The organism is Shewanella sp. 38A_GOM-205m, from assembly GCF_000518445.1.
In the GTDB taxonomy this organism is placed as follows: Bacteria; Pseudomonadota; Gammaproteobacteria; order Enterobacterales; family Shewanellaceae; genus Shewanella; species Shewanella algae.
Genome location: NZ_JADP01000001.1, coordinates 171574 through 188243, shown reverse-complemented (window position 1 = coordinate 188243; position 16670 = coordinate 171574). Strand labels below are relative to the sequence as shown.

17 protein-coding genes are annotated in these 16670 nt (G+C 54.6%); all 17 read left to right on the top strand.

Annotated features, from left to right (window positions below; genetic code table 11):
- The first annotated feature begins 8 nt into the window (after positions 1-8).
- The 17 genes from N512_RS0100855 (at position 9) to N512_RS0100775 (ending at position 16660) form a co-directional block, all read left to right on the top strand.
- Positions 9-2066, top strand: a complete 2058-nt coding sequence (locus N512_RS0100855) for an acetyl/propionyl/methylcrotonyl-CoA carboxylase subunit alpha (RefSeq protein WP_028779088.1) — start codon at positions 9-11, stop codon at positions 2064-2066.
- Between the two features lie 2 nt (positions 2067-2068).
- Positions 2069-2959: a hydroxymethylglutaryl-CoA lyase gene (locus N512_RS0100850; RefSeq protein ID WP_028779087.1), complete on the top strand. Its 891-nt coding sequence runs from the start codon at positions 2069-2071 to the stop codon at positions 2957-2959.
- Between the two features lie 64 nt (positions 2960-3023).
- Positions 3024-3725, top strand: a complete 702-nt coding sequence (locus N512_RS0100845) for a CoA transferase subunit A (protein ID WP_028779086.1) — start codon at positions 3024-3026, stop codon at positions 3723-3725.
- 15 nt (positions 3726-3740) lie between these two features.
- Positions 3741-4397: a CoA transferase subunit B gene (locus N512_RS0100840; protein WP_025009400.1), complete on the top strand. Its 657-nt coding sequence runs from the start codon at positions 3741-3743 to the stop codon at positions 4395-4397.
- 765 nt (positions 4398-5162) lie between these two features.
- The gene (locus N512_RS21900; protein WP_051472577.1) at positions 5163-6338 is read left to right on the top strand and encodes a DUF5694 domain-containing protein; all 1176 of its coding nucleotides are present in this window, start codon (positions 5163-5165) and stop codon (positions 6336-6338) included.
- A gap of 57 nt (positions 6339-6395) precedes the next feature.
- Positions 6396-6704, top strand: a complete 309-nt coding sequence (locus tag N512_RS21895; protein WP_051472576.1) for a hypothetical protein — start codon at positions 6396-6398, stop codon at positions 6702-6704.
- 18 nt (positions 6705-6722) lie between these two features.
- Complete coding sequence (locus tag N512_RS0100825) at positions 6723-7112, top strand: NUDIX hydrolase (RefSeq protein ID WP_028779085.1); 390 nt, start codon at positions 6723-6725, stop codon at positions 7110-7112.
- A gap of 100 nt (positions 7113-7212) precedes the next feature.
- Complete coding sequence (locus N512_RS0100820) at positions 7213-7635, top strand: DUF1801 domain-containing protein (RefSeq protein ID WP_051472575.1); 423 nt, start codon at positions 7213-7215, stop codon at positions 7633-7635.
- Positions 7636-7705: 70 nt separating this feature from the next.
- The gene (locus tag N512_RS0100815; RefSeq protein ID WP_028779083.1) at positions 7706-8143 is read left to right on the top strand and encodes a hypothetical protein; all 438 of its coding nucleotides are present in this window, start codon (positions 7706-7708) and stop codon (positions 8141-8143) included.
- A gap of 80 nt (positions 8144-8223) precedes the next feature.
- On the top strand, positions 8224-9264 hold the full coding sequence (locus N512_RS0100810) for a linear amide C-N hydrolase (protein ID WP_028779082.1): 1041 nt from the start codon (positions 8224-8226) through the stop codon (positions 9262-9264).
- Positions 9265-9423: 159 nt separating this feature from the next.
- On the top strand, positions 9424-10002 hold the full coding sequence (locus N512_RS0100805; RefSeq protein WP_306822439.1) for a hypothetical protein: 579 nt from the start codon (positions 9424-9426) through the stop codon (positions 10000-10002).
- Between the two features lie 266 nt (positions 10003-10268).
- Positions 10269-11381 carry a glycerol dehydrogenase gene (locus N512_RS0100800; RefSeq protein ID WP_028779080.1) on the top strand — a complete coding sequence of 371 codons (1113 nt, stop codon included), beginning with the start codon at positions 10269-10271 and terminating at the stop codon, positions 11379-11381.
- Positions 11382-11720: 339 nt separating this feature from the next.
- Entirely contained in the window at positions 11721-13112 is a 1392-nt protein-coding gene (locus N512_RS0100795; protein ID WP_028779079.1) for an NAD-dependent succinate-semialdehyde dehydrogenase, read from the top strand.
- Between the two features lie 240 nt (positions 13113-13352).
- A complete protein-coding gene (locus N512_RS0100790; protein WP_025009407.1) occupies positions 13353-14180 on the top strand; it encodes a hypothetical protein in 828 nt (275 codons plus the stop codon).
- Positions 14181-14437: 257 nt separating this feature from the next.
- On the top strand, positions 14438-14737 hold the full coding sequence (locus tag N512_RS0100785; RefSeq protein ID WP_028779078.1) for a DUF3861 domain-containing protein: 300 nt from the start codon (positions 14438-14440) through the stop codon (positions 14735-14737).
- 137 nt (positions 14738-14874) lie between these two features.
- The gene (locus tag N512_RS0100780; protein WP_028779077.1) at positions 14875-15330 is read left to right on the top strand and encodes a methyltransferase family protein; all 456 of its coding nucleotides are present in this window, start codon (positions 14875-14877) and stop codon (positions 15328-15330) included.
- Positions 15331-15544: 214 nt separating this feature from the next.
- Positions 15545-16660 carry an FUSC family protein gene (locus N512_RS0100775; protein WP_028779076.1) on the top strand — a complete coding sequence of 372 codons (1116 nt, stop codon included), beginning with the start codon at positions 15545-15547 and terminating at the stop codon, positions 16658-16660.
- The last annotated feature ends 10 nt before the right edge of the window (positions 16661-16670 follow it).

Sequence of the window (16670 nt, the reverse complement as noted above, 5' to 3'; positions counted from 1 at the left end):
GATGTAAGATGTTCAACAAGATTCTGATTGCCAACCGCGGCGAAATTGCCTGTCGCATCATACGTACCGCCAGGTCATTGGGTGTGCGCACTGTCGCACTGTTCTCGGATGCCGACCGCCATGCCGCCCACGTGGCTATGGCCGATGAAGCCTTTTATCTGGGGGGCTCGGCGCCGGCCGACTCCTACCTCAAGGGCGATGCCATTATCGATATCGCCAAGGCCTGTGGCGCCGAGGCGATCCACCCGGGTTATGGTTTTCTGTCGGAAAACGCCGGTTTTGCCGCTGCCTGTGAACGGGCCAATATCGCCTTTATCGGTCCCAAGGCCGATTCCATAGAAGCCATGGGCAGCAAGAGCGCCGCCAAACTCATCATGGGCCGCGCCGGAGTGCCGCTGGTGCCCGGCTATCACGGTGATGACCAGAGCGATGAAGTGCTGCTCAGTGAAGCCGAAAAAATCGGTTTCCCGCTGCTGATCAAGGCCGCCTTCGGTGGTGGCGGCAAGGGAATGCGGATTGTCCGCAGCCTGACGGAAGTCAAATCGGCCATCGACTCGGCCCGCCGTGAAGCCGCCTCCAGTTTTGGCAATGACAAGCTGTTGATGGAGCGTTACCTGGAGCAGCCGCGCCATGTGGAAGTGCAGGTATTTGCCGACACCCAGGGCAATGCCATTTATCTGTCAGACAGGGACTGCTCGATTCAGCGCCGCCACCAGAAAGTGGTGGAAGAAGCGCCGGCCCCCGGCCTCAGCGACGCCCTGCGCCGCCGCATGGGTGAAGCCGCCGTAGCGGCCGCCCGCGCCATCGACTATGTGGGCGCAGGCACGGTCGAGTTTTTGCTGGATACCCATGCCACAGAGGAAGACGGCAGCTTCTTCTTTATGGAGATGAATACCCGTTTACAGGTAGAGCATCCGGTTACCGAGCTGGTGACAGAGACAGATCTGGTGCACTGGCAGTTGCTGGTCGCCGCCGGAGAGCCTCTGCCCCTGACTCAGGAACAAGTTGCCATTAAGGGCCATGCCTTTGAAGTGCGAATTTATGCCGAAGATCCGGATAACGACTTCCTGCCCGCCAGCGGCAAGCTCAACTTCCTGCGCGAGCCCAAGCCATCGAGCCATGTGCGTATCGACTCGGGTGTCCGTGAAGGCGATGAAATCTCCAACTTCTACGACCCCATGATAGCCAAGCTGATTGTCTGGGATGAGTCACGCCCAAGAGCGCTGCAGCGCCTGCAAAGGGCTCTGGATGACTTCCAGCTCACCGGCCTGAAACACAATATCGGTTTCCTGGGTAAAATCGCCGCTCACCCGGCCTTTGCCGGCGCCGACTTCAGCACAGATTTTATTGAGCGCTATCAAGCACAGCTGCTGCCTCAAGCGAAAGACAGCGCCCTGCCCTTGCCGCTGCTGGCCAAAGCCGCACTGTATGAAATGCTGTGGCGCAAACGCGACTCCCGGGCCAAACAGGCAAACAGTCAGGACCCTTCCTCGCCCTGGGGCAGCGCCAGTGGCTTTAGACTCAACAGCGCCAAGCGCCACGATATTGCCCTGATGGACGATGAACACCATATTCATCACCTGCAGCTGACTGAGCTGGCCAAGGCCGATAGCTGGCAACTGACACTGGATGGTCAAACCCTGGTTATCGAAGGCGAGTTGAGCACAGATGAGGCCGGTGGTGACACGCTTCGCTGTGTGGTCGATGGGCATATCAGCAGCCAGCGAATCAGCCGCCAGGGCATGGACTTTACCCTGCTTGGCCGCTCCGGCGAGCTTAGCGCCTACCATTTCCGCGCCATTCAGAATGAGCTGGAAGAGGAGCAGGCCAACCACGCCGATCTGCTCAAGGCGCCGATGAACGGCACCATAGTCACCCATCTGGTGGCTGTAGGCGACAGTGTTAAGGCCGGCCAGGGGCTGATGGTGATGGAAGCGATGAAGATGGAATACACCATAGCCGCGCCTTTCGATGGCACTGTGAGTGAGTTTTTCTTCCAGCCCGGCGAACTGGTCAGCGATGGCGCCCAGTTGCTGGAGCTCAGCGAACAACTTAAGGAGGCTTAAAAATGCTGCCTCCCAAGGTAAGCCTGTTTGAAGTGGGCCCAAGAGACGGCCTGCAAAATGAAACCTCGGTCAGCACTCAGGCCAAGATAACCTTGATTGAAGCCTTGGCCGATGCCGGGGTGAAGCGCATCGAAGCCGCCAGCTTTGTGTCGCCCAAGTGGGTGCCGCAAATGGCAGACTCGGGCGAGGTGCTGCGCGGCATTTCACGCCGCGCCGGCGTCTGCTACAGCGCCCTGACTCCCAATCTCAAGGGCCTGGAGTTGGCGCTGGCTGCCGGCGCCGATGAAGTGGCGGTATTTGCCGCCGCCTCCGAAGGCTTCAGCCAGAAGAACATCAACTGCTCCATCGAAGAGTCCATCGCCCGCTTCGAGCCCCTGCTGAGCCGGGCCAAGGAGCAAGGCATTCGGGTTCGCGGCTATGTTTCCTGCGTATTGGGTTGCCCCTATGATGGTGAAATCGCCCCGGCAGAAGTGGCTCGGGTCGCCGACATTCTGCATCAATTGGGCTGCTATGAAATATCCCTCGGCGACACCATAGGCGTAGGTACACCGCTCAAGGCCCGCAAAATGGTGGAAACCGTGGCCGATCGCGTACCGGTAGAGCGCTTGGCGCTACACTTCCATGATACCTACGGTCAGGCGCTGGCCAACATTCTCGCCTGCCTGGAAACCGGCGTCAGTGTAATAGATACCTCGGTCGCCGGACTAGGTGGCTGCCCCTATGCCAAAGGCGCATCCGGTAATCTGGCCAGTGAAGATCTTGTCTATATGCTGCATGGTATGGGTATAGACACAGGCATAGATCTCAACAAACTGGCCCGGGCCGGACGACAGATAAGCCAGCAGCTTGGCCGGCAAACCGGTTCAAAAGTAGCCAGAGCCCTGGGAGCTTAAGGCCTCCAGGTGGCACAACAGATAAGCAGTATAACGACAGATAATAAACAGCAAGGACATCACTATGGCAGGACTCAATAAAGTCGTCGGCAGCTACGACGAAGCGCTCGCAGGTCTCACCAATGATATGACAGTCATGGTGGGCGGTTTTGGCCTTTGCGGCATTCCCGAAGGCCTTATCAATCAAATGGTCAAACTGGGTGTCAGCGGCCTGACCGCCATCTCCAACAACGCCGGGGTGGACGACTTCGGGCTGGGGCTGCTGCTGCAACATAAGCAGATAAGCACAATGATCGCCTCCTATGTGGGTGAAAACGCCACCTTTGAGCGGCAGATGCTCAGTGGCGAGCTCAATGTGATCCTCACTCCGCAAGGCACACTGGCGGAGAAGATCCGCGCCGGCGGCGCCGGGATCCCCGCCTTCTTTACCGCCACCGGCTACGGCACCCCGGTGGCCGATGGCAAAGAGACCCGCGAAATCAATGGCCGCCACTATGTGCTGGAAGAGGCACTGACCGCCGACTTCGCGCTGATCCGCGCCTGGAAGGCCGATACCATGGGTAACCTGGTATTTCGCAAGACAGCCGCCAACTTCAACCCCATGATGGCCACCGCCGGCAAGATAACAGTGGTGGAAGTGGAAGAGATAGTCGAGCCGGGTGAGCTGGACCCGGATCATATCCACACCCCGGGCATCTATGTGGATCGCGTCATCAAGGGTGTGTTCGAGAAGCGTATCGAACAGCGCACAGTCAAACAGGCATAAGGGCAGGAGAGCAAAATGGCACTTTCAAGAGAACAACTGGCCCAACGCGTCGCCAAGGAACTCAAAGACGGTTACTACGTCAACCTGGGGATAGGTATCCCGACTCTGGTGGCCAACTATATCCCCGAGGGCATGCAGGTGATGCTGCAATCGGAAAACGGCCTCTTGGGGATGGGTGAATTCCCCACCGAAGACACTATAGATCCGGATCTGATCAACGCCGGCAAGCAAACCGTTACCGCCGTCAAGGGCGCGTCTTTCTTCTCCAGCGCCGAGAGCTTCGCCATGATCCGTGGCGGGCATGTGGATCTCACGGTACTGGGCGCGTTCGAGGTGGATGTCGAAGGCTCTATCGCCTCATGGATGATCCCCGGCAAGCTGGTTAAAGGCATGGGCGGTGCCATGGACTTGGTGGCCGGCGCCGACAATATCATAGTTACCATGATGCACGCCGACAAACACGGCAACTCCAAACTACTGAGCAAATGCGAGTTGCCGCTCACGGGTTACGGCTGCATCAAGCGGGTACTGACAGACCTGGCCTTTATCGAAATCAAGGACGGCGCCTTCCACCTGCTGGAGCGGGCACCAGGTGTGAGTGTCGAAGAGATAGTTGCCAAAACCGCTGGCAAGCTTATCGTCCCCGAACATGTGCCAGAGATGGCACTGTAAATCAGACCGGTGGCTCCCACAGAGAAGTGATATCCCAAACACCCGCCGTTGCGGGTGTTTTTGTATTCAGTCAACAGGGACAATTCCCCCACCAACACTTGCAGGGCTTACAGCGGCGGATTTTCCTATTACCTGCCGCAAATTTTCGCACAGGCACATCTGTGACGCGGCGCGAGTTGCATAGCGAGTTGCGTAGCAAGGTGCTTTCGAGCGTGAACCAAGGAGGGGAAGCTGACTCATTATCACTCAAGGCTCTGCCTCGGCCATACACTTCCCCGGGTATGAGCCAGCTCGGCGTCCATGCCTCTCGTTCGTAGCCAACGCAATGCGTTACTAACCATGCTCCGGAAGGTCAAAGTTCCACCTGCGCTTAGAAAATAAATGCACTAACTGAGTCTTATAGGTTCACTGTTTTGTCCCACCAGCATCCACAGTTTCGATAGCCACTGTGTATCCCCTCTTGTATACACAGTGGCTATCTATTAACCTGAAACGGCATTGGCAATGGATGGCTTGATGCGAATCTGACGCCAGTCAAGAGCGGCTAACGCTTTCATGCTTTAGAGCTTGGATGCTCACGACTATGGCTCGATTTTATGCCTGCTATATCAGGCAGTTGCATGTGACAGGGAAAGTCGGGCTCTCTCCCCGCTTAGTGAAACCCCAAAATACTGCCCAGCCGATGTTGCAAAGCCCCTTAGTTCGATGTCGGTCGTATCCAACAAGGATATAGGGTAAAAAACAATCATAATTTGGAGACTCAATTTGGCCACCAAAGTACTGCTTCTTCTTGCCTGCCTGGCGGCATCGAGTATTGCCCAAGTTCATGCAACCGCCACAGAAGCTGCCGCTTTAAGCGCAGAGAGTACAAAGAGTGCACTGCAACAACTCAGTGTCAAGAGTAAGCTGCAAACCCAGGTGATGGTGCTTGGCAGCCTGCACCTGAGCAATATCAAACAGCAATTGGACAGCCGCTCTCTATCCTCGATCCTTGAGCCACTCTCCCGTTACCAGCCTACGGCCATAGCTGTAGAGTCACTGCGGCCACAGGATATCGCCACCATGATCAACGGCTCAGGCGAGTATCAAACTGTGTTGGATCATTTTGTGGGACAAAGATTTCTGGCGCTGGCGATAAAGGAGCAGCAGGAATTGCGGCTCTCGGCGCAAAAGGCGCTTGAGAGTCTGGAGCCCTTATTGGACGAGACCAGGCTTGAACCTGTGCAACGAGCAAGGCTCATCAAGTTGGCCGTTGCCGCCTATCACAAAGAGATAGCCCTGCTGCACTGGCATTATTTGGACAAAACCGCGGCGGGCCCAACGATTTCCACCGAGTTGCAGCACTATCTGGAGCAACTTGCCGCGAGCAATAACGAGAAAAACACCCTTGGCAATAACCTGGCCATGGCACTGAAGCTCAAGCGCATTTATCCGATAGATGATCATCTGGATAAAGATCTCTACCGCCCCATCGAAGCGCGGCTGCTTGAGTCTTACAATCAGTCGCCTCATGCCGCCGCTTTGGCCAAAAGCGACTATATCAACAAACCGCAAAGGCTAAAGACAGAGGCACTTGAGACAGGCAACTGGTTGCCGCTCTTTTCCTGGCTAAACAGCCAGGAGTACCAGAGGGCCGTCATTGACCAGGAGTGGAGCCTGTTTATCGATAAAGATTTAACCCAGGATGCGGCGCTCTCCCGGGTTGCCCTTTGGGAGATACGCAATCTCAACATGAGCTCCCACATCATGCGCGTGGTGGCAGCTAACCCTGGAGGCCGGGTGCTGGTGATAGTCGGTGCCAGTCACAAGGTGTTTCTGGAGCAGTATTTGGCCAATATGTTGGGGGTTAAACTGATCCAACCGCAGCAGTATTTTGCCGCCCCAAAGACATCAAAGGGGCAATCACCACAGCACTTGTTCTCATATAAAGAGCAAAGATAAAGAACAAAGATAGAGAGCATGAACTGTCCATAACACACGATCAATAAAGCATCGCCCATGAAACATAGCTCACGAAATAGAAACAGCGGCAAAGGGTCATCAACTGCGCACAGCAAGACCCAATCCGGTTGGCTTGTTGGCCTGCTCATGGGGCAACTGGCCGCTCTGGTGTTTGCCGTGCCGACCGCGGCGCTGCTTTGGTTGGCAACCAATAAACATCTGGCCCTGTGGAGCAACGGCCAAGCCTTTATCGGCAGCCAGGGTTGGTGGCTGACACTGGCAGTATTTGCCCTGACGGCGCTGTTACTGCCGCGACTCTTCCCGAGTCTGCTGAGGAAAGTCTGGCAGTTATTGATTTGGTTTTAGTTGTAAACAAGGAACCCCATGAAACAATTGCAAAGTGTCGCCTGGCTATATGAAAAAGACGGTAAAGTCTTGTGTGTCAAATCCAAGGGCAAAGATAAGTACTTTATTCCCGGCGGCAAACCTGAACCGGGTGAAACCCTTGAACAAGCCCTGACTCGGGAGTTGAAGGAAGAGCTCAGCATAAATCTGCAGCAAGACACCATTTGCCACAGGTTCAGCATTACGGATAAGGCCTTCGGCTTCGAGAACACTGAGCTGACCATGCATTGTTTCAGCGCGGGCTTTAGTGGCGACATCATTACCGCCGCCGAGATAGAAAGCCTGGACTGGATAGACATGGCAGGTATCATCAAGTGTGCACCGGCGGCGCAGCAGGCGATTGCAAGACTGCTTGACTGTGACCATTGAGTTGACGTTCGCTGGAGCAGCTTTGTCCATCTTGGTCTATCCTGCTGCCAGATAACACGGAGTCAGGCTCGCACTCGCAAGCGAGCCAGGGAGAACACAAATGGACAAAAAATTGCAGCAAACCTATGGTAGTGTTTCTATCGACCACAAGATTGCCGCCCTGGGCGGCTGGCGCGCCGAGATGCTTGGCCATATCCGCGAACTTATCAAGGCAGCTATTCCCGAGGTGGTTGAAGAGTGCAAATGGGTAAAGCCAACGAACCCGTCCGGCGTACCTGTATGGTCAAGCCAAGGCATACTCTGTACCGGCGAGTCATACAAAGCCAAATTGAAACTGACATTTGCCAATGGCGCTTCGCTGCCGGATCCCCACAAGCTGTTTAATGCAGGTCTTGAGGGCAAACAGCGTAGAGCCATAGATATTACCGAGGGCCAATCCTTGGATGAAACGGCTTTCAAGGCACTGATAAGCGCCGCTGCCGACTTCAACCACAACAAGGCCCTGAAACAATCAAAGCGGTAAGTGGGCTGCTAGAGCGGCAGCAAAGATGCACCAAGCTATAGCTATAGATATACAAATCTAAGGAAGGTCAATGAATAACCCGTTTATTCGCCGTTTGGCACTATTGTTTTTCCCCTTGTTTTCCCTCTGCCTGGCGCCTGCGGCATTTGCCGAAGTAGATGAGCTTTTTATGCAGTATCTGCAGGGCCATTATCAGCTGGTTGGCAAAGCCATTGACTCAGATGCCAGCTACACGGGCAAGATGAGCATTTATGAGCAGGACGGCGAACTTAAGGTGCGCCGGGAGATAGAAGGCTTAAGCATTCAAGGAACAGCAGCCATAGAGCCGGTGCTGAACGGCGATACCAAGGTGCTTAGGATCCGTTTTCAGCAACAAGAGCGGGATATTGAAGCCAGCTGCCTGTGGCGCGGCGATCTGGATAACTATGCCCGCATCAGCTGCTACCTGTATCATCCGGGGGAAGACACAGAAAACCCAGGTTTGGAGGCGCTGTTTCACTTGAGATAATTGCCAGGATTAACAACCCGGCTTGCCATTACGCGTTCAACACCTTTAACTCTCTTTAGCAATCAAACAGGGAAGTCACTATGAATCGGAAACTCATCACCTTAATCAGCAGCGCCTTCATGCTGGTTATCGGCACGACGGCGCAGGCCTGCACCCGCGCCGTCTATCACGGCGAAGAGCAGTTGGTGATCACCGCCCGCTCCATGGACTGGCGCGACGAAATCCCGGCGAGCCTGTGGCTGTTTCCCCGCGGCATGCAGCGCCATGGGGCGGTCGGCGACAACTCAGTCACCTGGACCTCACGCTACGGCAGCCTGGTCACCAGCGCCTTTGATATCTCCAGCACCGACGGCATGAACGAGAAGGGCCTGGTGGCCAATCTGTTATGGCTGGCAGAGTCGAGTTATCCCGAGTACCAGGGTAAACGAAAAGGCTTGTCGGTCGCTGCCTGGGTGCAATATGTGCTGGATAACTTTGCCACTGTCGCCGAAGCCGTCGATGCACTGAGAGCCGAGCCTTTTGTAGTGGTTTCCGCCAATATTCCCGGTACCCAACGCTTTGCCACCCTGCATCTGTCGATTTCCGATGCCGCCGGTGACAGTGCCATATTCGAGTACATAGACGGCAAGCTGGTGATCCATCACGACCAAAAGTACCGGGTCATGACCAACTCCCCCATCTTCGAGCAGCAACTGGCACTGAACCAGTATTGGCAACAGATTGGCGGCTTTACCATGTTGCCGGGAACCAACCGCGCCGCCGACCGGTTTGTCAGGGCCTCTTTCTATATGGATGCCATTCCCAAGACAGCCAATACCCGGGTGGCGGTTGCCGGCGCCTTCAGCGTCATTCGTAACGCCTCTGTGCCTTTCGGTATAGCTTCCGAGACTGAACCGAATATCTCTTCGACCCGTTGGCGCTCGGTCTCGGATCATAAAAATCGGGTGTATTACTTTGAAACCGCCTTAACCCCCAACACCTTCTGGGTCGATATGAAGGGCATCGACTTCAATAAACAGCAAGATGTGAAAAAGCTGACCATCAACAACAACAGCATTTACTCAGGTAACGCGCTGTCGGACTTTGTCACGGCCAAGCCCTTTACGTTCGCCGGGCTTTAATCTTTAAGGCAGGGAGCCAAGGCTCCCTGTCTATCTTTTTGACCTCACTGCCGAGCCTGCGTTCGCGCAAACCGTATCAAGGACTCAAAGCTGTTCAGCCCGGCTTAAGGCTGATGGCGGATACTGTGAACTCTGAGAATCTTTGCAGGAGTCCTGTGAATGAAGCTAGCCAACACCTTAGGCAAGTATTTCCCTAACCCCAAAACCGCTCTCTGGATGTTTTCGGCCCTGGCCCTTGGCACACTCTCCGGCTGCGGCTGGTTTGCCGCAGATGAAAAGGCGCAACTGGAGCAGCAGTGGCTCGCCAAAGATCAAGAGTTGCAACAAGCCATTGAGCAGATCCGCTCTCAAGGTCTGGAGGCCATCAATCGCAGCGCCGAGGTCAGCTCGGTAACCGCCTGCGTCGCTGAAAAGCTCAGCCGCGATCCGCTTGGTGAGCTGATCCAGGTCGATGGCGTATTGGCCGAGCCCGCCAGGGTCAGCGAGCTGCTCGGCCAAATTCAGCAATTACTTGAGCAGGGCTTTAGTTTTGAAAATGCAGCCGCACTGCTGAATAAGGGCGCAGATCTCGCCGCCTATGTCAGCACACTTATCGAATCCCAGGGAATAGACAAGGCTTTGGCAGATGTCGAACAGCTACTGAAAAACGGCACTGATATCAAGGATCAGCAGCTCGGTGGCCACTTGCAAACCCTGCTGAACCAATGCCGTCAATCCCCTCCTAAAGGAAATGGATAGCGGCCGAACATCATTCCTGCAAAAGACGGTGGCTGCAAACAACTTGCCGCCGCTCTCCCCTTGCCCGCCAAGGACTTGACCACTGGCGCCACAGACTCACCAGATAAAAGAAAAATCCCAGTTATTCAATTAGCCATTCAAACCAAAAGCCAGTTTTTATTGCCACCAACACAACAAAAACCAGACAGTTGCGCCATAGCTTTAAATCTTGGCTGTGATAGAGTCTCTTTGAACAAGGATCCGAGTCTGAATGTAATGGAGGCCATATGAGCACAGCAGTTCCACGTACCGTCACATCTCCCAAAAAGTTCATTATTGGCAAAGGGTTATTGTCGCAAATGCACGAATATGTGCATGACTTCGGCGACAATGCTTTTATTATTGCCGATGAGTTTATTCTCGGCAGGCTTGAGGATGAAGCCCTGACGGGTCTTGAGCAAAATGGCATCAGCAACCAACTGGAAAAATTCAACTACGAGTGCAGTGAAGCCGAGATCCAGCGGCTTGCCGCCCTGGCTGAGCAGGCTCATTCCAACGTAATAGTGGGTGTCGGCGGCGGTAAGACCCTGGATGCCGCCAAGGCCGTTGCCTTTCACCTTAAGCACCCCGTCGTTCTCTACCCCACCATAGCGTCAACCGATGCTCCCTGTACGGCTCTGTCAGTGATTTATACCGAAGCGGGTGAGTTTGAACGCTATCTATTCCTGCCACAGAATCCGGATGCCGTGATTGCCGACACCAGCATCATCGCCGCCGCACCGGCGCATTTCTTTGCCGCGGGTATAGGTGATGCCCTGGCCACCTACTTTGAAGCCAGGGCCTGTTATCAGGCCGATGGCGTTAACCTGGTGTTGAAAAAGCCCTCGCGTACCGGCCTTGGACTGGCGCAGCTGTGCTATCAACTACTGAGTGAAAACGTTGCCGCCGCCATGGATGCGGTAAACAACAAGATAGTCACCCCGGCGCTAGAGCAAACCATAGAGGCAACCATCTATTTAAGCGGTGTCGGCGCCGAAGCCGGTGGCCTGGCGGCAGCGCATGCGGTCAACAATGGTATGTCGGCGGTTGCCGAGCTGCATGGCGCCCAACATGGCGAGAAGGTGGTCTTTGGCCTCTTGACCCAACTGGTGCTGGAAAACGCTCCACAGAGTGAAATAGACAATGTTGTCCGCATCATTAAAACCGCTGGATTGCCGCTGACTCTGGCAGATATGGGGCTGAAGCACTTTTGCGAAGAAGAGTGGCGCAAGGTCGCCGAAATCGCCTGCGCCGAAGGCGATACCATGGGCAATATGCCGATGGCTATCAGCGTCGATGATGTCTATCAGGCGATGATAGCTGCCAACGCCATGGCCGAGCGCTATCGCCGCCAGGACTGACAACAGCCAGAGCTGCAAACCCTCTCCGCGAGTTGGTTTGCAGCCTTCTTTAAATAACAGCAAGGCCCAAGGTTACATTTTTGTTAGTCAAAGATGTTTTTAAGTTTTTTAAAAACAAAGACCTAACAAAAAAGGATTAAAAATCACCGGCCGGCAGAACCCCGGGGATTTGCGTGACACTCATCACACAACTATCGCCATTTAAGGAGTAGAAAGGTTTGAGCTTTATTTCCAGCCACTCGCCTCTGAGGGCCGGAATCCACGATAAATCCAAACATTTTCACCCGATGCCAGGAGTTGGCATCAATACCCTATTACTTGCAACGCTGGGAGGAACACATGGCATATGCAACGATCAATCCCTTCACGGGAGAGCTCATCAAAGAATTCCCCAACGCCACTGACGCCCAAGTCACCGAGGCGATTGAATCGGCCCACCAGGCCTTCTTGAGCTGGCGCAATACGCCCTTTGCCACCAAGGCTGAAATACTCAATCGGGCTGCAGCCCTGCTCAGAGATAGCAAGCGCCGCTATGCAGAGCTGCTGACTCTGGAGATGGGTAAAGTCATTGGAGAGGCGGAGGCCGAAGTAGAATTGTCGGCACAAATCCTCGAATACTATGCCCAGCATGCCGAGAGACTGCTGGCACCGCAGAAACTGCCGGTGGCCGATCCCGCCGAAGGGGAAGCCCTTTTAGTCAATGAACCTCTGGGGGTATTGTTGGCCATTGAGCCATGGAACTTCCCCTACTACCAGATTGCCAGGATCCTGGCACCACAGCTTTCAGCCGGTAATACCCTGTTGTTGAAACACGCCTCCAATGTGCCTCAGTGCGCCGCCGCTTTTGAGAGCCTGATGCGTGATGCCGGGCTGCCGCAGGGCGCCTTCCAAAACCTGTATGCCACCCGGGATCAAATCGAACAGATCATTAACTCACCCAAGGTGCATGGCGTGGCCCTGACCGGCTCTGAAGGTGCCGGCGCCGTTATCGCATCCCAGGCCGGCAAGGCGCTGAAAAAATCCACCCTGGAGCTGGGCGGCTCTGATGCCTTTATCGTGCTGGAAGATGCCGAACTCGAGAAAACCATAGATTGGGCGGTGTTCGGCCGTCACTGGAATGCGGGTCAGGTTTGTGTTTCATCCAAGCGAATGATCCTGGTGGAAGCCATCTATGACAAGTTTATGGAAGGCTATACCCAAGGTGTGGCCAAGCTTAAAGCCGGCGACCCCATGGATCCGAATACTACCCTGGCCCCACTGTCATCCCAGGGCGCAGCAGATGAAGTGAAGCAGAAAATTCGTGAAGCGGTTGAGCATGGTGCCACGGCTACCGAAGTCGGCCCCAAAGTGCCGGAGCAAGGCGCCTTTGTGCAGCCGACCATACTCACCAATGTCACCCCGGACAACCCGGCTTACTACTGGGAGTTCTTTGGCCCTGTCTCCATGATCCTCAAGGCCAAAGATGAACAGGAAGCGATTGCCATTGCCAACGACTCTCCCTTCGGCCTCGGTGGTTCGGTATTCACCGCCGACAAACAACGCGGTCTGGCGGTAGCCAAACAAGTCTCTACCGGGATGATGTTTGTCAACCACCCCACCATGGTCAAGGCCGATCTGCCCTTTGGCGGTATCCGCCGCTCCGGCTATGGCCGCGAATTGATCGACTTAGGACTGAAAGAGTTCGTCAACCACAAGCTGATCAATGTGGTGGATATCGACGCCCCCTTCTGATCTCACTTGAATCACGCAGCAATCAATGACAGACCCGGCCATTTGGCCGGGTCTTTTTGTGTAAGTCCATTAACTGACACAGATACTGACAAGCAAGGCTTACAGGCTGGACCAGATTGCTTAAATGGGCAGCATCGACTATAGATTTGTGACCCGGCATATCCCCGGCAACCGGCAGTACCACAAAGACAAGGAAGCCTAAGGTTATCGCCACTTCAGCAATGTCATGGAGGACATCCTATGAACTCACAAATAAGCCAAGGTTTTGAAATCGCTACCTGGTACGATACCTGGAATCCTGTTGGCCTGAATAATCTGGTCAACAACCTGGTCCCGTTGCACCTTGCCAGTCGCTACAGCCTGGCATTCGGCCAGTTGTCGGCTATTCACTCTGGTGGTTACTGTATTGAAATGAGTGGCAAATATGCCGATGCCATCAAAGATCAGCTGCTCTCTCAAGCGCCGGGTATCGAGCTTTATGCCGGAATTGGCAGTGAAGGCATACAGGCAAGCGTTGCCAGTAACAAGAGTGACAACAATCTCTCTACCCGCAATATTGTCTCCTGGCTCAAGGACAATCACTACACAGGGATAAACATAGACGCCGAAGAAAGAGAGGCGATGAAGCAAGTGGCCGAATTCGTCACTCAGTTGGGGCCTGAATTTCGTGCTGCCGGTCTCGGAATTGCCGTTTCAGTCCCCTGGCCCGGGGAAGGGCCGAGCTATCTCTACGGAGAGGGAGCTATCCAGGCCTTTAACGATAATGTCGATGCGGTGGAAATGCAGGACTACTCCTCCATCAATACCGCCCGCGATGCTGCGGTTTGGCTCGATGCCGGTTTAAAAGCCGAGATATTGATGGGCGGAGTCTGCAGTGAAAACTCCCGGGTACAAACCCCGCTCGAACAAGTTGAGCAGTGGACTGAGTTCGCCATTCACAATGGCTTGCGGGGCATGTTCAGTTGGCGTCTGGATAACGATCACGGCTCAGACGGCACCCGGGAAGACGTAGGCCCCAACTTTGCCTGCGCCAAGCACCTCTACGATACCCTGATGAAAAACAGATAGGCAGCACCTATCCCGGCTGGCTCACCAAGCCAATGCTTGCCAGCATTGTTGCCTGAACGGCTTCAGAGCCGCTGCCGGGAAATCTATGTCACGCGGCCCGGCCGCTGCTGGCACTCTGGCATGTAAATTTAGGCAAATCCCTTATCCTTGAGAGCTCCCTGACAGTTAAAGTGTTTATTCGCTGCGCTTTTGCAATGCTGTCCCGGTTCATATCCACGCCGCTGCCGCGCGGCGGCCTCTAGTCAATGGAGTCCTCAATGAAACAACACAAATACAGTATCAGTGTCGAACATCTCGAAGATCAAAACGGTATGCCATCAAACTATCAACAGGCACTCAAATTCGAAGTCGGCAATCACGACGATATCTTTGCCATAGTGGACAAAATCAAACAGCGACAGGACTTCGATGAAGATCAGGCTGCCGCCTTTGCCGTTGGCCTTAAACTCTTCAGTGAGGTGATGCTGGAGCAACGTAAAAATCCACTCTTCGATGAGTTTCAGCCTCACTTTATGCAGTTTATGAAACAGCTCAAGCAAGGAAACCGCAGCGCCTAAATAGCTTCATGGCAAGGAATGCAGTGTTATCACCCTGGCAAGAGCCCCAGGCGTTAACAACTTGTATTTAGTGCTTGTATTCACAGCTTGGGCCGTGTCATCTTAAGCGGCACCTGATACTCACAGCTGCATCATTCATGTCTGGATTGGAAAAGAAACTGCCGCCCCTGGCTCTCTTGTTGCTGTTTGCTCTTTTGCTGCAACTGACGTCCTATTGGCTGCCCTCTTCCGGCCTGCCTTCCAGCCTGAGCCTCGCTTTTTCTCTGTTGGCGGCCGGGCTGATTATCCCATTGGCAGGAGTGCTCAGCTTCAAACGCCATGGGACGACACCGGATCCCAGGGTGCCGGAGCAAAGTTCAACGCTGGTAACCTCGGGGATTTATCGCTGCTCACGCAATCCCATGTATCTGGGATTTGTGTTCTTGCTGCTGGCGCAGACATTTTTCCTCAACTCACTCTGGCTGCTGCTCTTGGTCGCCCTGTTTATTGCCTATTTACAGCGCTTTCAGATCCTTCCCGAAGAGCGGGCGATGCAGCAACTCTTTGGTGATCCCTACCGCACCTATTGTCAGAGAGTCAGACGCTGGATTTAACCCGGGCCTCCTCTTGTAAACCTGCCCCAGGCAAAAAACCACATTCGAATGATGCCACAAGGGGACAAGCTGTGATCCAGCGCATAAAGGCCTTGCCTTCAGGCAATTGTGGCTCCCAGTTTGCACCTTTCCCGGCCACCGCCGACTCCATCGCGATTCATCTCTGTCATAATTGCCCTTGACGGTCAACCCATACGCTTTTTGAGACACTGCCATGCCCCTGTTTGCCAGAGCCTCCGCCTTCGCCGATTTCATCTATCGCCATTCCCGCGCCGTACACACGGTAAAACTGGCCTTGGCACTGTTTATTGCCGCCGCCATCAACGCCATCTGGTCTTTGCCTCACTTTGTCTGGAGCATGGTCACCATAGTGATCATCATGATGGGCCTGCCACAAGTGGGCGGCGCTATCGAAAAATCGCTGCAGCGGGCCATAGGCACCTGCTTGGGCTCGGCTTATGGGGTCTTGTTGGTGATCACCATGGGCGGCTATTGGGACTTGATGGGCTTACTGATCCTCGGGGTCAGCATAGTCTGCTATATCAATGCCGGCCGCTACAGCTATGCCTACCTGGTGGCTGGGTTCACCATGATCATAGTGATAGGTGACGCCAACCACGACACCTCGGAAGCCTTATGGCGCACCGCCAATATTCTCATCGGCTGCGTGATTGCCGTGCTGGTATCCCTGTTTGTGCTGCCAATCAAGGCCAAACAGGACTGGCGGGCCCAGCTGGCAAGCTCACTGAAAATCATGACCCAAGTGCTGGAGCAGCATCTCAATGCCGGCCAGGAAGAGCCGGAAAATGCCCGTAAGTCGCTGGAAACGGCGATGAAGGCTGTGCTGGCGCAGAAAAAACTGCTGTTTTCGCTGGAATGGGAAAGCCAAACCTTGAAGAAAGAGGCCGCTACTCTGACCGAGCTGGCCAACAAACAGATAAGGGTGATCACGCTTTTGGAGCTACTGCTGCTCACCCGCTGGAAGGCCGAAGAGGATGAGGCCTATGCCAGAGTCAAACAGGTAGCCAGCGGGCTACAGCGAGAGTTTGCCTATCTGGCGGACTATGTGGCCGGCAACACACCCGACTGCCCCAAACTCCCCCTGGGACTCGGCTATCAATTGCAGCAACAGCTACTTAAGCAACTGCCATCTGAGCCGAGCGACGACTCGCCGGAATCGGCCCATCAAGGTTTCGCACTCAGCGGTTACAGTTGGCTTATCTATCAACTGGCCCAGGCGCTGTTGGCCATTCATGGCGAGCTGGCCAGCCTGGATCTGGCTTATAAGCGCAAAGCATCTTCCCAGCGCCAGTTGGATATTCCCGAGTAACTGGCCGCCG

Excerpts from the sequence above, each read along its gene's own strand:
- N512_RS0100815 (WP_028779083.1), top strand. The coding sequence starts at position 7,706 with ATGAATAACCCGTTTATTCGCCGTTTGGCACTATTGTTTTTCCCCTTG.
- N512_RS21895 (WP_051472576.1), top strand. The coding sequence starts at position 6,396 with ATGAAACATAGCTCACGAAATAGAAACAGCGGCAAAGGGTCATCAACT.
- N512_RS0100840 (WP_025009400.1), top strand. The coding sequence starts at position 3,741 with ATGGCACTTTCAAGAGAACAACTGGCCCAACGCGTCGCCAAGGAACTC.
- N512_RS0100775 (WP_028779076.1), top strand. The coding sequence starts at position 15,545 with ATGCCCCTGTTTGCCAGAGCCTCCGCCTTCGCCGATTTCATCTATCGC.
- N512_RS0100805 (WP_306822439.1), top strand. The coding sequence starts at position 9,424 with ATGAAGCTAGCCAACACCTTAGGCAAGTATTTCCCTAACCCCAAAACC.
- N512_RS0100810 (WP_028779082.1), top strand. The coding sequence starts at position 8,224 with ATGAATCGGAAACTCATCACCTTAATCAGCAGCGCCTTCATGCTGGTT.
- N512_RS0100780 (WP_028779077.1), top strand. The coding sequence starts at position 14,875 with ATGTCTGGATTGGAAAAGAAACTGCCGCCCCTGGCTCTCTTGTTGCTG.
- N512_RS0100825 (WP_028779085.1), top strand. The coding sequence starts at position 6,723 with ATGAAACAATTGCAAAGTGTCGCCTGGCTATATGAAAAAGACGGTAAA.
- N512_RS0100785 (WP_028779078.1), top strand. The coding sequence starts at position 14,438 with ATGAAACAACACAAATACAGTATCAGTGTCGAACATCTCGAAGATCAA.
- N512_RS0100820 (WP_051472575.1), top strand. The coding sequence starts at position 7,213 with ATGGACAAAAAATTGCAGCAAACCTATGGTAGTGTTTCTATCGACCAC.
- N512_RS0100795 (WP_028779079.1), top strand. The coding sequence starts at position 11,721 with ATGGCATATGCAACGATCAATCCCTTCACGGGAGAGCTCATCAAAGAA.
- N512_RS0100790 (WP_025009407.1), top strand. The coding sequence starts at position 13,353 with ATGAACTCACAAATAAGCCAAGGTTTTGAAATCGCTACCTGGTACGAT.
- N512_RS0100850 (WP_028779087.1), top strand. The coding sequence starts at position 2,069 with ATGCTGCCTCCCAAGGTAAGCCTGTTTGAAGTGGGCCCAAGAGACGGC.
- N512_RS0100800 (WP_028779080.1), top strand. The coding sequence starts at position 10,269 with ATGAGCACAGCAGTTCCACGTACCGTCACATCTCCCAAAAAGTTCATT.
- N512_RS0100855 (WP_028779088.1), top strand. The coding sequence starts at position 9 with ATGTTCAACAAGATTCTGATTGCCAACCGCGGCGAAATTGCCTGTCGC.
- N512_RS0100845 (WP_028779086.1), top strand. The coding sequence starts at position 3,024 with ATGGCAGGACTCAATAAAGTCGTCGGCAGCTACGACGAAGCGCTCGCA.